This is a genomic window from Pseudomonas sp. SR18 (assembly GCF_023701505.1).
In the GTDB taxonomy this organism is placed as follows: Bacteria; Pseudomonadota; Gammaproteobacteria; order Pseudomonadales; family Pseudomonadaceae; genus Aquipseudomonas; species Aquipseudomonas cyclaminis.
In genome coordinates this window covers 84,498-97,655 of record NZ_JAMQAU010000010.1, presented here as the reverse complement: position 1 = coordinate 97,655, position 13,158 = coordinate 84,498, and the positions used below count along the sequence as shown (strand labels likewise).

General features: G+C 61.7%; 14 protein-coding genes. 13 read left to right on the top strand and 1 reads right to left on the bottom strand.

Annotated elements, in window-relative coordinates; all coding sequences use genetic code 11:
• Positions 1-86: 86 nt before the first annotated feature.
• Positions 87-551, top strand: a complete 465-nt coding sequence (locus tag NDJ82_RS16325; protein WP_112193884.1) for a CopD family protein — start codon at positions 87-89, stop codon at positions 549-551.
• 102 nt (positions 552-653) lie between these two features.
• Here the strand turns inward: NDJ82_RS16325 and NDJ82_RS16320 are convergent, their stop codons facing one another.
• Positions 654-1,412, bottom strand: a complete 759-nt coding sequence (locus NDJ82_RS16320; protein ID WP_099583326.1) for a hypothetical protein — start codon at positions 1,410-1,412, stop codon at positions 654-656.
• 206 nt (positions 1,413-1,618) lie between these two features.
• Here NDJ82_RS16320 and NDJ82_RS16315 point away from each other — a divergent pair, with 206 nt between their 5' ends.
• The 12 genes from NDJ82_RS16315 (at position 1,619) to NDJ82_RS16260 (ending at position 13,132) form a co-directional block, all read left to right on the top strand.
• Positions 1,619-2,116 (top strand): DUF6231 family protein, encoded by a 498-nt coding sequence (locus NDJ82_RS16315; protein WP_250925861.1) that lies wholly within the window; start codon positions 1,619-1,621, stop codon positions 2,114-2,116.
• A 4-nt stretch (positions 2,117-2,120) separates the two neighbouring features.
• Positions 2,121-2,591 (top strand): YchJ family protein, encoded by a 471-nt coding sequence (locus NDJ82_RS16310; RefSeq protein ID WP_250925860.1) that lies wholly within the window; start codon positions 2,121-2,123, stop codon positions 2,589-2,591.
• A gap of 19 nt (positions 2,592-2,610) precedes the next feature.
• Positions 2,611-3,093 carry an LEA/WHy family protein gene (locus tag NDJ82_RS16305; protein WP_099583329.1) on the top strand — a complete coding sequence of 161 codons (483 nt, stop codon included), beginning with the start codon at positions 2,611-2,613 and terminating at the stop codon, positions 3,091-3,093.
• Positions 3,090-3,302: an SEC-C metal-binding domain-containing protein gene (locus NDJ82_RS16300; RefSeq protein WP_099583330.1), complete on the top strand. Its 213-nt coding sequence runs from the start codon at positions 3,090-3,092 to the stop codon at positions 3,300-3,302. Before NDJ82_RS16305 ends, NDJ82_RS16300 begins: the two co-directional genes overlap by 4 nt.
• Positions 3,303-3,459: 157 nt before the next feature.
• Positions 3,460-5,901: a penicillin acylase family protein gene (locus NDJ82_RS16295; protein WP_250925859.1), complete on the top strand. Its 2,442-nt coding sequence runs from the start codon at positions 3,460-3,462 to the stop codon at positions 5,899-5,901.
• Between the two features lie 193 nt (positions 5,902-6,094).
• Positions 6,095-7,099 (top strand): ligase-associated DNA damage response exonuclease, encoded by a 1,005-nt coding sequence (locus NDJ82_RS16290; protein ID WP_099583332.1) that lies wholly within the window; start codon positions 6,095-6,097, stop codon positions 7,097-7,099.
• Positions 7,096-8,730, top strand: coding sequence for an ATP-dependent DNA ligase (locus NDJ82_RS16285; protein WP_250925858.1), 1,635 nt, complete (start codon positions 7,096-7,098; stop codon positions 8,728-8,730). The genes NDJ82_RS16290 and NDJ82_RS16285 overlap by 4 nt, the downstream gene beginning before the upstream one ends.
• Before the next feature lie 223 nt (positions 8,731-8,953).
• Positions 8,954-9,733 (top strand): transporter substrate-binding domain-containing protein, encoded by a 780-nt coding sequence (locus NDJ82_RS16280; RefSeq protein WP_032891615.1) that lies wholly within the window; start codon positions 8,954-8,956, stop codon positions 9,731-9,733.
• 57 nt (positions 9,734-9,790) lie between these two features.
• Positions 9,791-10,519, top strand: coding sequence for an ABC transporter permease (locus tag NDJ82_RS16275; protein ID WP_032891617.1), 729 nt, complete (start codon positions 9,791-9,793; stop codon positions 10,517-10,519).
• Complete coding sequence (locus NDJ82_RS16270) at positions 10,516-11,226, top strand: ABC transporter permease (protein WP_099583334.1); 711 nt, start codon at positions 10,516-10,518, stop codon at positions 11,224-11,226. Before NDJ82_RS16275 ends, NDJ82_RS16270 begins: the two co-directional genes overlap by 4 nt.
• A gap of 9 nt (positions 11,227-11,235) precedes the next feature.
• Positions 11,236-12,354, top strand: coding sequence for a succinylglutamate desuccinylase/aspartoacylase family protein (locus tag NDJ82_RS16265; RefSeq protein WP_250925857.1), 1,119 nt, complete (start codon positions 11,236-11,238; stop codon positions 12,352-12,354).
• Between the two features lie 13 nt (positions 12,355-12,367).
• The gene (locus NDJ82_RS16260) at positions 12,368-13,132 is read left to right on the top strand and encodes an ABC transporter ATP-binding protein (RefSeq protein ID WP_250925856.1); all 765 of its coding nucleotides are present in this window, start codon (positions 12,368-12,370) and stop codon (positions 13,130-13,132) included.
• The last annotated feature ends 26 nt before the right edge of the window (positions 13,133-13,158 follow it).

Here is a 13,158-nt window from a genome sequence, read left to right as displayed (position 1 = left end):
CAAAAAACGCTGGATAAATTTTCAGTGGTTCGGATCGGCCGCTATCATACCCCGCTAATTAATCCCGCGCAGAACGGAGTACCACAATGACAGCGTTTAGCCTCGCTTACACCCTGCATGTATTGGCCGCCCTGGTATGGGTGGGCGGTATGTTTTTCGCCTGGATGATCCTGCGCCCCGCCGCTGTGGCGGCACTTGAGGGCCCTGCCCGGCTGACGCTGTGGGCGAATGTGTTTCAACGTTTTTTCGTATGGGTGTGGGTGGCGGTGCTGATTTTGCCGATCAGCGGTGTCGGCCTGCTGCACCTGCGTTTCAGCGGGTTTGAGACTGCACCCCGTTACGTGCAGGTGATGATGGGCTTGTATCTGGTGATGACGGCGCTGTTTATCCGCATTCAGGCGTTGAAGTTTCCGCAGTTGAAGGCAGCAGTGGCGGCACAGGATTGGCCGGCGGGCGCGGCTGCGCTGGGGCAGATTCGCAAGTTGGTAGGGATCAACCTGATTGTGGGGCTAGTGGTGGTGGCGATTGCTTCGGCTCGGCCGATGTTCTGAGGCGAGTCTTATATCGCAATCGGGGGCAAGCCCCCTCCCACAGTTAGATGCATTCCAAATGTGGGAGGGGGCTTGCCCCCCGATGGCGTCAGACCTTTCGACTCAAAGCCGCTGGATGGTCACAGTCCCCGCCGGCCCAACCGGCCCCGGCTGCCCTTCCAACCCTGGCCGGCCTTTTTCGCCACCATCGGCGCGGTACACCAGGCAGCCTTTGGATTCGCCGCCCTTGCCCGGTTTGCCTGCTACACCGGCCAACCCACCGGCGCCGCCGTCCACCCAGACCTTGATGTGTTCAGCCGGGAAGTCCTTCGGCAACTCCACGCGTACCTGTGCGCCCGCGCCACCTGGCAGGCCATCACCGCCGTTATCCCCATTAAAACCGCGCCCTGCCGAGCCCCAGGTGCAGCCAGGGTCCACGCCGTTGGCGCCATCAAGCCCGGCATACCCTTGGGCGCCGGCGCCGCCACGGGCATCTACCGACAGCTCTTCAGCCGTCAGCGAGTTGATGCGCAAGGTCAGGTCTCGTCCGGCCTTGGCCGGTTTTTCATGAGTGCCAGGCGCGCCGCGCGAGGTGATCTGGCTGCCATGCTCCAGTTGCGCACGACCCACCTGCAATTGCAGCCCGACAGCACCGGGGACAATAGCGATGCGTGCGTCACGACCCAGATGCAGCTCATCGACGTTGACCTGGCTGATGGTCGCCGGGATCAGCAACGTGCCGTAGTCGGCGACCTCCAGGCGCTCCAGTTGCAACACGCTGGTGCTGCTGGGCAGGCGCATCAACGAGTTGGTTTCGACACTGACGCTCTGGGCCAGGGCAACGGGGCTGACCAGCAGGGCCAACAGAAAAACCTTACGCATCATGGGGCTCCTGAGTGTTTTCAAATTTTTCTTTGGACGCACAGTAACGACTTCTACCGGCGATTTGCCAGTGAAGGTTCAAAAAACTTGAGAAGGCCATGGGTTAAGCGAGGATCACCGCCCCTGGAGGATTTTTCGCAGCCTCTCGCTCTAGGCCAGCACGCTCAGCCGCGCTAGTCTCTACGGTCCTGATGTGAGGATCTCTGATGACCGCTGGTATTTCTGCCCGTACCCCCCAGCAAGCCCTGGCCGCTTTGCTCGATCTGCACCAGCCCAAACGCCTGTTGCTGTTGGGCGCCAGCCAGTTCCCGGCGCTGGATGCCTTTAAGGAGGCGCACCCCGACACCCAAGTGTCCGTGGCGGCGCCTGGGCCGTTGCCCGCAGAACTGGGGGCGCAGCGCTTTGACCTGGCATTGGTGGTCGATTGCCTGGAGCACCTGTCAAAACCGCAGGGCCTGACCCTGCTCGGCGGTATTCGCAACCTCAACGCCAGCCGCATTGCGGTACTGGTGGACCTGGGTGCCTGCGACTGGAAGGACACTGACTTTTTCTCCCTGGCCCTGCAGGCCGGCGAGCGTTTCCAGCGCGATGAACAGGTGTTGACGCTGTTTACCTACGATCTGCTTGACTATAAACAGGTGCCGGACTGGCTCAACGCCCGCTTCTGGGCCAACCCGGAAAACTTTGGAAAGTATTGGTGGTAACCCAATGAGTACATCCATTTGCCCCTGCGGCAGTGGCAACCTGCTGGATGCCTGCTGCGGCCATTATCACGCCGGCCATCCGGCGCCGTGCGCCAGCGCGTTGATGCGCTCACGCTACAGCGCCTATGTTCTGGGCCTGGTCGACTATCTGGCAGAGACCACGTTGCCTGCGCAACAAGCAGGTCTGGACCGCGCCGCCATCAGCACCTGGAGCGCCCAGAGCACCTGGCTCGGCCTTGAGGTGGAAAGCTCGGAAGTGTTCGGCGGCCAGCCCGAACATGCCTTCGTGACCTTTACCGCGCGCTGGCACGACAGCACCGGCGAACATAGCCACCGAGAACAGTCCTCTTTCGTACAGAATGACGGGCGCTGGTACTTCATCGACCCAACGGTTGAGGTGAAGGCCGGACGCAATGACCCGTGCCTGTGCGGCAGCGGGCAAAAATTCAAGAAGTGCTGTTCCAGCTACGTCTAACCCCACAAGGACCCACGCCATGCTCCGGATCTACAGCTTGATGCTGGCGTTAACCTTCGGCCTGAGCGGCTGCGCGTCGTGGTTCGAGGACGACTCACCGCCGCCCCACATTTCCCTGGTCAAGGTCGAAGTGGTGCGAGCCAAGTTGCTGGAACAGAAATTCAAACTGTACTTTCGCGTGGACAACCGCGACGACGCCGACCTGACCGTGCGCGGCCTGGTCTACAAGGTCACCCTGGATGATTTTGTGCTGACCGAAGGCGAGTCCAACGAGTGGCTCACCGTGCCGCCCCGAGGCCACGCTTTTTTCAAAGTCTCGGTGCGCACCAACCTCTGGCCGCAGATACGCGATGTGGTGCAATTGTTGAAAAAACCCGACCAGCCCGTGCCCTATCGCCTGGAAGGTGAGCTCAAAACCGGATTATTCATCGGTTATGACGTGCAGGTCGCCCACAATGGCGTGATAATCCCCGGCGATTTTATTCCGGAGCGACATCGATGACTCAGCAACCCCATGTCCATGGTCCTGACTGCAACCACGATCACGACCACGATCACAGTCACCATGACCACGATCACGGCCATGTCCACGGCCCGAACTGCGGCCACGCTCACCAGGAACCCGTGCGCAACGCGTTGAAGGATGTTGGCCGCAACGATCCTTGCCCATGCGGCAGCGAGAAGAAATTCAAGAAGTGCCACGGGGCCTGAGCCACACTGAAAATCTCCATGTGGGAGCAACCACGCCCCACATGGCCCGAGCCAGTCTCAAGATCTAACGCTTAACCCAAAACTCCTGCTTGCGTCGCTTCGCCGCGCTCACTAACGTAGCGCCTTTACTGACGCTACCCCCCGCAGGAGCTTTGCCATGGCCTCGCCAGCCCTCTCACATTTTCTTCCCCGGTTCGGCGTTGCCGCGGCAGTGGCCAGTGCTTTAAGCCTGGCCGGTTGCCAGCTCCAGAGCACCCAGGACACCCTGCCGCCCGTTGCGGGCGTGCAACCGATCAAAGGCCTGGCACAAAACGTGTCGGTGCGTCGCAATGCCCAGGGCATGCCGCTGATCGAAAGCAACACCTTCCACGACGCGCTGTTCAGTCTCGGCTATGTGCATGCCAGTGACCGCATCACCCAGATGGTCACCTTGCGCCTGCTGGCCCAGGGCCGCCTGGCGGAAATGTCCGGCCCTGAGGTGCTGGATGTCGACCGCTTCATGCGTGCGGTCAACCTGAAAAAAAGCGCCGGCGAGCTGTACAACGCCTCGTCGCCGCGCCTCAAGCGGTTCTTCGAAGTGTATGCCCGTGGCGTCAACGCCTACCTGTACCGCTACCGCGACAAGCTGCCGCCGGACCTGGCCCAGACCGGCTACAAGCCCGAGTACTGGAAGCCGGAAGATTCGGCACTGTTGTTCTGCCTGCTGAATTTCAGCGAGTCGGCCAACCTGCAGGAAGAAATCGCCTCCCTGGTGCTGGCGCAAAAAGTCGGCGTCGACAAACTCGCCTGGCTCACTCCAAGCGCGCCGGATGAGCCGATCCCAGTGGCCGAGGCCGAGAAACTCAAGGGCGTGAACTTCAGCCAGATCACCGGTCTGGCCGGGCTTGATACCGTGACCCAGCAACTGAGCAGCCTCAATGCCCTGGGCGTGACCACGTCGAGCAACTGGGCCATCGGCCCGCAGCGCAGCCGCAGTGGCAAAAGCCTGCTGGCCAACGACCTGGCCGCCCAACCGCAAGCGCCGTCGCCCTGGAGCTACGTGCAGATCCGCGCCCCGAAATACCAGGCCGTCGGCGCCTCGATTGCCGGCTTGCCGACGCTGCTGTCCGGGTTCAACGGCAAAGTCGCGTGGAGCCTGAGCACGGTCAAGGGCGACACACAGGACCTGTTCCTGGAAAAAGTCAGACGCCAGGGCAACGCGTTGTACTACGAGAACAATGGCAAATGGCTGCCGGCCGGCATGCGCAACGAGACCTTCTTCGTCAAGGGCCAGCGCTCAATTCGCGAAGTTGTCTACGAAACCCGTCACGGCGCCCTGCTCAACAGCAGCCAGGCACTCACCAGCGGCCTGGGCCTGGCGTTGCAAACAGCCGACTTTAAAGACGACAAGAGCCTGGATGCGCTTTTCGACCTGTCCCGTGCGCAAAACGTCGGCAAGGCCTCGGACGCAACCCGCGAGATTCGCGCCATCGCGTTGAACATGGTGTTTGCCGACGCCACCAATATCGGCTGGCAGGTTACTGGCCGCTTCCCTAACCGCCGCGAAGGTGAAGGTTTGCTGCCGTCGCCGGGCTGGGATGCGCGCTTTGATTGGGACGGTTACGCCGACGCAATGCTGCACCCCTATGACCAGGACCCGGCCCAAGGCTGGATCGGTACCGCCAACCAGCGCACCGCGCCGCGTGGCTATGGCATGCAGTTGTCCAACTCCTGGGATGCCCCGGAGCGCAGCGAGCGCCTGGCGCAACTGGCCAATGCCGGCAAACATGACAGCCGCAGCATGATCGCCATGCAGTACGACCAGACCACCACCTTCGCCGCCAAGCTCAAGAGCATGTTCCAGGCACCAGGCATGGCCCAGCCGCTGAAGCAGGCGATTGATGGATTGCCCGCAGCCGAACAGGTCAAGGCGCGCGAAGCGCTGAAACGCCTGATGGCCTTTGACGGTCGCCTCGTTGCGACGTCTGCCGACGCGGCGCTCTATGAGCTGTTCCTGCAGGAAAGCACCAAGCAGATCTTCCTCGACGAACTCGGCCCGCAAGACAGCGCCAGCTGGAAGGCCTTCGTCAGCAACGCCAACCTGTCCTACGCCGCCCAGGCGGATCACTTGCTGAGCCGCGAAGACAGCCCGTTCTGGGACGACGTGCGCACACCGCAAAAAGAAGACAAACCGGCGATCCTCGCCCGCAGCCTCGCGGCCGCGATCAGCGCTGGCGACAGCCAATTGGGCGCCGATCACAAGGCCTGGCAGTGGGGCAAGCTGCACAGCACCACCTGGAAGAACACCGCAGGCCAAGTCATCCGTGGCCCGCTGGCGTCCGGCGGCGACCACAACACCCTGAATCCCGCGCCCTACAGCTGGGGCCAGGATTTCAATACCACCCAAGTCCCTGCGCTGCGCATGATCGTCGACTTCGGCCAGGCGGAGCCGATGATGGGCCAGGGCGGTATCGGCCAATCCGGCAACCCGGCCAGCCCGACCTACGCCAATGGCATCGACCCGTCGCTCAAGGCGCAATACCTGAGCTTCCCGATGCAGCCGCAGAACTTTGAGAAGGTCTATGGGAAAGCTCGGCTGACCCTGACGCCAGGCAAGTAACTGAATGTATGTGGTCCAATTGTGGGAGGGGGCTTGCCCCCGATAGCAGTCTGTCAGTCACTGATAAGTTGACTGAACCACTGCCATCGGGGGCAAGCCCCCTCCCACATTTTTGGCTCTCTGCATTTAGATAGAACTTCTCCAGGCTCATTCTCCTCCTACCTGATAAGCCCATCGCCCCCGGCACGCTTCCATGGATCTTGTCATCGCCCGCCCCGAAGGTCTCTACTGCCCCTTTGGCGATTTCTACATCGACCCCTGGCGCCCGGTGGAACGCGCCGTCATCACCCACGCCCACGGCGACCATGCACGCACCGGCAATCAGCATTATCTGGCCGCCGCACCCGGCGAAGGTATCCTGCGCTCGCGTCTGGGCCAGGACATCAACCTGCAAACCCTGGCCTATGGCGAGCAACTGCTGCACCACGGTGTGACCTTGAGTTTCCATCCCGCCGGGCATGTACTCGGTTCAGCCCAGGTGCGCCTCGAATACCAGGGTGAAGTCTGGGTGGCGTCCGGCGATTACAAAGTCGAGCCCGATGGCACCTGTGCGCCCTTCGAGCCGGTGCGTTGCCACACCTTTATCACCGAATCCACCTTTGGCCTGCCGATCTACCGCTGGCAGCCCCAGGCGCAGATTTTTGCCGGGATCAACGATTGGTGGCAGGCCAATATCGCCGCTGGCAAAGCCAGCGTGCTGTACTGCTATTCCTTCGGCAAAGCCCAGCGCATCCTGCATGGCATTGACGCCAGCATCGGCCCGATCCTCAGCCACGGCGCGGTCGAACCGCTGAACCGGGTGTACCGCGAGGCCGGCATCTATATCCCCGACACGCTCTACGCCGGGGACTTCACCAAGACCGACCCACTGCTGCGCCAAGCCTTGATCATCGCCCCGCCCTCCGCCGGCGGCAGCAGTTGGATCAAGCGCTTCGGCGACTACAGCGACGCGTTCGCCAGCGGCTGGATGCGCCTGCGCGGCACACGGCGGCGGCGCGGAGTGGACCGAGGTTTTGTACTGTCGGACCACGCCGATTGGCCGGGCCTGTTGTGGGCCATCGAACAGACCGGCGCAGAACGGGTGATGGTGACCCACGGTTCTGTCGGCGTATTGGTGCGCCACCTGCGGGAAAAAGGCCTGGACGCCCAGGGCTTCACCACCGAATACGGTGATGACGAAGAAGAGGCCAGCGCATGAGGGCCTTCGCCGAGCTGTACGCCAACCTCGACGCCACCACCTCCAGCAACGCCAAGCTCGCGGCCCTGCAAGCCTACTTCCTGCAAGCACCGCCCGAGGATGCGGCATGGGCGGTGTATTTCCTGTCCGGCGGACGCCCTCGGCAACTGGTGCCGACGCGCCTGCTGCGAGACATGGCCACCGAAGCGTCCGGCATCGAGCCGTGGCTGTTCGAAGAGAGCTACCAGTCGGTGGGTGACTTGGCCGAGACGATTTCCCTGCTGTTACCGGAATCGACCTACACCTCAGAAGACGGCCTGGCCGTGTGGCTGGAACACAAACTCCTGCCCCTGCGCGGGCTCTCGCCCCTGGACTTGGCTGAACGCCTGCCAGCGTTATGGACACAACTGGATCAACCAAGCCTGATGGTGTGCATCAAATTGATTACCGGCAGCTTCCGCGTTGGCGTGTCCAAGCTGCTGGTCACCCGCGCCCTCGCGGCCATGGCCGGGCTGGACAGTAAACGCGTGGCCCAGCGGCTGGTGGGCTACACCGATCTGTCCAATCGCCCTACACCTGAGGGCTACCTCAAGCTGATCGCCGCCGAATCGTCCGACGAACATGCACAACGAGGCGGACAGCCGTATCCGTTTTTTCTCGCTCACGGGTTGTCGCAGCCAGTGGAGCAATTCGATGCCCTGCTCGGCTCTCCAGCGGACTGGCAGGTGGAGTGGAAGTGGGACGGCATTCGTGCGCAGTTGGTCAAGCGTGACGGGCGCCTGTGGATCTGGTCCCGAGGCGAAGAGTTGGTGACTGAGCGGTTTCCCGAACTCCACAGCCTGGCGAGTGGCCTGCCCGATGGCACGGTGATCGACGGCGAAATCGTCGTGTGGAAAGACTCGGTGCAACCCTTCGCCCTGCTCCAACAACGTATCGGCCGCAAGACCCTGAGCAAAAAAGTGCTGGAGGATGCGCCGGTGGCAGTCCTGGCCTACGACCTGCTGGAACATCAGGGCGACGACTGGCGCAACCACACCCAGGCCAAACGCCGCGCACAACTGGAGCAGGTGATTGCCCAGTGCAACCAACCGGTGTTGCAGCCCTCACCGCTGCTGACGGGTGCAACCTGGCAAGACCTTGCCCAACAACGCGAAGCCTCCCGCAGCCTCGGCGTCGAAGGCATGATGCTCAAGAATCGCCAGGGCCTGTATGGCGTGGGCCGCACCAAGGATATGGGCCTGTGGTGGAAGTGGAAAGTCGACCCGTTCAGCGTCGACGCCGTGTTGATCTACGCCCAGCGCGGGCATGGCCGACGCGCCAGCTTATACAGCGACTACACCTTTGCCGTGTGGGACGGCCCGCCCGGCAGCGAGCGCACCTTGGTGCCGTTTGCCAAGGCCTACTCCGGGCTGACCGACGAGGAAATGCGCAAGGTCGACGCGATTGTGCGCAAGACCACGGTGGAAAAATTCGGCCCGGTCAGCAGCGTGACGCCGAGCATGGTGTTCGAATTGGGGTTTGAAGGGATTGCCCTGTCCAAGCGCCACAAGAGCGGGATTGCCGTGCGCTTTCCCAGGATGTTGCGTTGGCGGCAGGACAAGACAGTCGACGAGGCCGACAACCTTGCCACCCTGCAGGACCTCCTGGCCTGACATAAATCCCCGCGTTGAATTTCCTTGCGACCTGAAATGGTGCGCTCATTTTCCCGCGCCCACTTTCGGGCATCTCCTACACTCAGATTTCCCTTGTCCCACCTTTTAAAACGCTCATTCGGAACTATGGTGCAGAAATTGCTACTTGTGATCCGTCTGACACCGTTCAGTAACAGTCCTAAACGCGCCACAAGCGCTTATCTTGGTTTCCAGGGATTACATAATGAAAAAAGCATTGCTGACCCTTTCTGCACTGGCTCTGTGCATGGCCGCCGGTACCGCGCTGGCCAAGGAATACAAGGAATTGCGTTTTGGTGTCGATCCGTCCTACGCGCCATTCGAATCCAAAGCTGCCGACGGCAGCCTGGTGGGCTTCGATATCGACCTGGGCAATGCCATCTGTGCGGAGCTGAAGGTCAAGTGCAAATGGGTCGAAAGTGACTTCGACGGCATGATCCCCGGCCTGAAAGCCAACAAGTTCGACGGCGTGATCTCGTCCATGACCGTGACCCCGGTGCGTGAAAAGGCCATCGACTTCTCCAACGAACTGTTCTCCGGTCCTACCTCGCTGGTGTTCAAGAAAGGCGCTGGGTTCTCTACCCCTGAGTCGCTCAAGGGCAAGTCTGTGGGCTACGAGCAAGGCACCATTCAGGAAGCCTACGCCAAGGCTGTGCTGGACAAGGCCGGTGTGACCACCAAGGCCTACGCCAACCAGGACCAGGTTTATGCTGACCTGACGTCCGGCCGTCTCGATGCATCCGTGCAGGACATGCTGCAAGCCGAACTGGGCTTCCTGAAGTCGCCAGCCGGTGCCGGCTACGAAGTCAGCGCGGCCATTGACGACCCATTGCTGCCGTCGAAAACCGCGATCGGTATCAAAAAAGGTAACACTGAGCTCAAGGCACTTTTGGATAAAGGTATCAAAGCGTTACACGATGATGGCACCTACGCCACTATCCAGAAGAAACACTTTGGCGATCTGAACCTGTACAGCGGCAAGTAATGCCCGGGGCGCCCCTCCACTGGAGGGGCGCTTTTTTATCGCCATAGGTCCTGAATTATGTTCGAAGATCTGTTGCAAACCCTCGGGCTGAGCGCGTTCAGCTTGAAGGGTTTCGGCCCGCTGTTGCTGCAGGGCACCTGGATGACCCTCAAGTTGTCGGTGCTGTCCCTGGCCGTCAGCGTGTTGCTCGGCCTGCTCGGCGCCAGCGCCAAACTCTCCAGCCTGCCCTTCCTGCGCATTCCCGCCCAGCTCTACACCACCCTGATCCGTGGCGTGCCTGACCTGGTGCTGATGCTGCTGATTTTCTACAGCCTGCAAACCTGGCTTACCGGCCTGACCGACTTTATGGAATGGGAGTACATCGAGATCGACCCATTCAGCGCCGGGGTGATCACCCTGGGCTTTATCTACGGTGCCTACTTCACCGAGACCTTTCGCGGCGCGATTCTCGCCGTGCCCCGTGGCCAGTTGGAAGCTGCCACCGCCTATGGGCTCAAGCGCGGCCAGCGGTTTCGCTACGTGACCTTCCCGCAAATGATGCGTTTTGCCCTGCCCGGCATCGGCAATAACTGGATGGTGATGCTCAAGGCCACCGCGCTGGTGTCGATCATCGGCTTGGCGGACTTGGTCAAAGCGGCCCAGGACGCGGGCAAAAGCACTTACCAGCTGTTCTATTTCCTGGTGCTGGCCGCGCTGATCTACCTGGTGATCACCAGCGTCTCCAACTTTGTCCTGCGCCGTCTTGAACGTCGCTACTCCGCAGGCTCCCGGGAGGCAGTGCGATGATCGAACTCTTGCAGGAATACTGGCGCCCGTTCCTCTACAGCGACGGCCAGCACATCACCGGCCTGGCCATGACGATGTGGTTGCTCAGCGCCGCCTTGGTGATCGGGTTTCTGGTGTCGATCCCACTCTCCATCGCCCGCGTATCGCGCAAGCGCTGGGTGCGCTGGCCGGTGCAGTTCTACACCTACCTGTTTCGCGGTACACCGCTCTATATTCAGTTGCTGATCTGTTACACCGGCATCTACAGCATCGCCGCCGTACGCGCCCAACCGGTGCTGGATGCGTTTTTCCGCGATGCAATGAACTGCACCATCCTCGCCTTCGCCCTCAACACCTGCGCCTACACCACGGAGATTTTCGCGGGCTCGATCCGCAGCATGGCCCACGGTGAAGTCGAGGCGGCCAAGGCCTACGGCCTCAGCGGCTGGAAACTCTACGCCTATGTGATCATGCCGTCCGCACTGCGCCGCTCGTTGCCGTACTACAGCAACGAAGTGATCCTGATGCTGCACTCGACCACCGTGGCGTTTACCGCGACGATCCCGGACATTCTCAAAGTCGCGCGGGATGCCAACTCGGCGACCTTCATGACCTTTCAATCGTTCGGCATTGCCGCGCTGATCTACCTCGCCGTGACCTTTGCCCTGGTCGGCCTGTTTCGGCTGGCGGAACGTCGCTGGCTGGCCTTTCTCGGGCCAAGCCATTAAGGAGCCTTCATGCGTCATCAGCGACATGAACTGATTGCGCCGGTGCCAGGCACGGCGCGGCAGATCCACAGTTTCCACTTCGGCCCGCAGCAGGCCGCAGGCAAGGTCTACATCCAGGCGTCGCTGCATGCCGATGAGCTGCCCGGCATGTTGGTCGCCTGGCACCTGAAGGTGCGCCTCGCCGAATTGGCGGCGGCCGGACGGCTGTTGAGCGAGATCGTAGTGGTGCCCATCGCCAACCCGGTGGGCCTGGAACAGGTGTTGATGGATATCCCCCTCGGCCGCTATGAATTGGAAAGCGGGCAGAACTTCAATCGCCTGTTTGTCGACCTTAGTGAAGAGGTGGGCAACCAGGTCGAGGCGCTGCTGGGGGATGATCCGCAACGCAATGTCGAACTGATTCGCGCCGCATTGAGCAGCGCCCTCGCCGGGCAAACCGCCGCCACCCAATTGCAGTCTCAACGGCTGGTGCTGCAACGCCTGGCGTGCGACGCCGACATGGTGCTGGACCTGCATTGCGACTTCGAAGCCGTGGCGCACCTGTACACCACGCCTGAGGCCTGGCCGCAGGTGGAGCCATTGGCGCGTTATCTAGGCTCGGAAGCCAATTTACTGGCCACCGACTCTGGCGGGCAGTCGTTCGATGAATGTTTCACCCTGGTCTGGTGGCAGTTGCAGCAACGGTTTGCCGAACGCTTCCCGATCCCCATGGGCAGTTTTTCGGTGACGGTCGAACTGCGCGGCCAGGGCGACGTCAACCACGGCCTGGCGGGCCTCGATTGCCAGGCGATCATCGACTACCTGATTCACTTCGGCGCCATCAGCGGCGAAGCGGCGCCCTTGCCCGACCTGCCCTACCCGGCCACCCCACTGGCCGGCGTCGAGCCCGTTGCAACACCCGTGGGCGGCCTGCTGGTGTTCAGCGCCCTGCCCGGTGAGTACCTGGAAGCCGGGCAACTGATTGCTGAAATCATCGACCCCATTACCGACCGCGTAACGCCTGTGCACTGCCATCACGCAGGCCTGCTTTACGCCCGTTCGCTGCGCCGCATGGCCACTGCCGGGATGGTCATCGCCCATGTCGCCGGCTCAGAGGCCTACCGCAGCGGCTACCTACTTTCGCCTTGAGGATGCACGCCCCATGTACAAATTGACCGTTGAAGGCCTGCATAAAAGCTATGGCGACAATGAGGTGCTCAAAGGTGTCTCGCTGAAGGCCAGGACCGGTGACGTGATCAGCCTGATCGGCGCCAGCGGCTCGGGCAAAAGCACCTTTTTGCGCTGCATCAACTTCCTGGAAACCCCCAACGACGGCGCCATGACCCTCGACGATAAGCCGATCCGCCTGGTCAGCGACCGCCACGGCATGCGCGTGGCCGACGACGCCGAATTGCAGCGCCTGCGCACGCGGCTGGCGATGGTGTTCCAGCACTTCAACCTGTGGAGCCACATGAGCGTGCTGGAAAACATCACCATGGCGCCACGCCGGGTGCTGGGTTGCAGTAAAAAGGACGCCGAGGACCGTGCCCGTCGCTATCTGGACAAGGTCGGCCTGCCAGCGCGAGTGGCCGACCAGTACCCGGCGTTTCTCTCCGGTGGCCAGCAGCAACGGGTGGCCATCGCCCGCGCGCTGGCCATGGAACCGGAGGTGATGCTGTTTGACGAACCCACCTCGGCGCTCGACCCGGAGCTGGTGGGCGAAGTGTTGAAGGTGATCCAGGGCCTGGCCGAGGAAGGCCGCACCATGATCATGGTCACCCATGAGATGAGCTTTGCGCGCAAGGTGTCGAGCCAGGTGCTGTTCCTGCACAAGGGCCTGGTCGAAGAGCAAGGCGCGCCTGAGGATGTGTTGGGCAATCCGAAGAGCGAGCGTTTGCAGCAATTCCTCAGTGGCAATTTGAAGTAAACCTTTGCGGTGCCTGGAGGGTCTGT

Coding starts and splice junctions, on each gene's coding strand:
- NDJ82_RS16290 (WP_099583332.1), top strand. CDS start 6,095: ATGGATCTTGTCATCGCCCGCCCCGAAGGTCTCTACTGCCCCTTTGGC.
- NDJ82_RS16260 (WP_250925856.1), top strand. CDS start 12,368: ATGTACAAATTGACCGTTGAAGGCCTGCATAAAAGCTATGGCGACAAT.
- NDJ82_RS16275 (WP_032891617.1), top strand. CDS start 9,791: ATGTTCGAAGATCTGTTGCAAACCCTCGGGCTGAGCGCGTTCAGCTTG.
- NDJ82_RS16305 (WP_099583329.1), top strand. CDS start 2,611: ATGCTCCGGATCTACAGCTTGATGCTGGCGTTAACCTTCGGCCTGAGC.
- NDJ82_RS16300 (WP_099583330.1), top strand. CDS start 3,090: ATGACTCAGCAACCCCATGTCCATGGTCCTGACTGCAACCACGATCAC.
- NDJ82_RS16285 (WP_250925858.1), top strand. CDS start 7,096: ATGAGGGCCTTCGCCGAGCTGTACGCCAACCTCGACGCCACCACCTCC.
- NDJ82_RS16325 (WP_112193884.1), top strand. CDS start 87: ATGACAGCGTTTAGCCTCGCTTACACCCTGCATGTATTGGCCGCCCTG.
- NDJ82_RS16265 (WP_250925857.1), top strand. CDS start 11,236: ATGCGTCATCAGCGACATGAACTGATTGCGCCGGTGCCAGGCACGGCG.
- NDJ82_RS16310 (WP_250925860.1), top strand. CDS start 2,121: ATGAGTACATCCATTTGCCCCTGCGGCAGTGGCAACCTGCTGGATGCC.
- NDJ82_RS16315 (WP_250925861.1), top strand. CDS start 1,619: ATGACCGCTGGTATTTCTGCCCGTACCCCCCAGCAAGCCCTGGCCGCT.
- NDJ82_RS16320 (WP_099583326.1), bottom strand. CDS start 1,412: ATGCGTAAGGTTTTTCTGTTGGCCCTGCTGGTCAGCCCCGTTGCCCTG.
- NDJ82_RS16280 (WP_032891615.1), top strand. CDS start 8,954: ATGAAAAAAGCATTGCTGACCCTTTCTGCACTGGCTCTGTGCATGGCC.
- NDJ82_RS16295 (WP_250925859.1), top strand. CDS start 3,460: ATGGCCTCGCCAGCCCTCTCACATTTTCTTCCCCGGTTCGGCGTTGCC.
- NDJ82_RS16270 (WP_099583334.1), top strand. CDS start 10,516: ATGATCGAACTCTTGCAGGAATACTGGCGCCCGTTCCTCTACAGCGAC.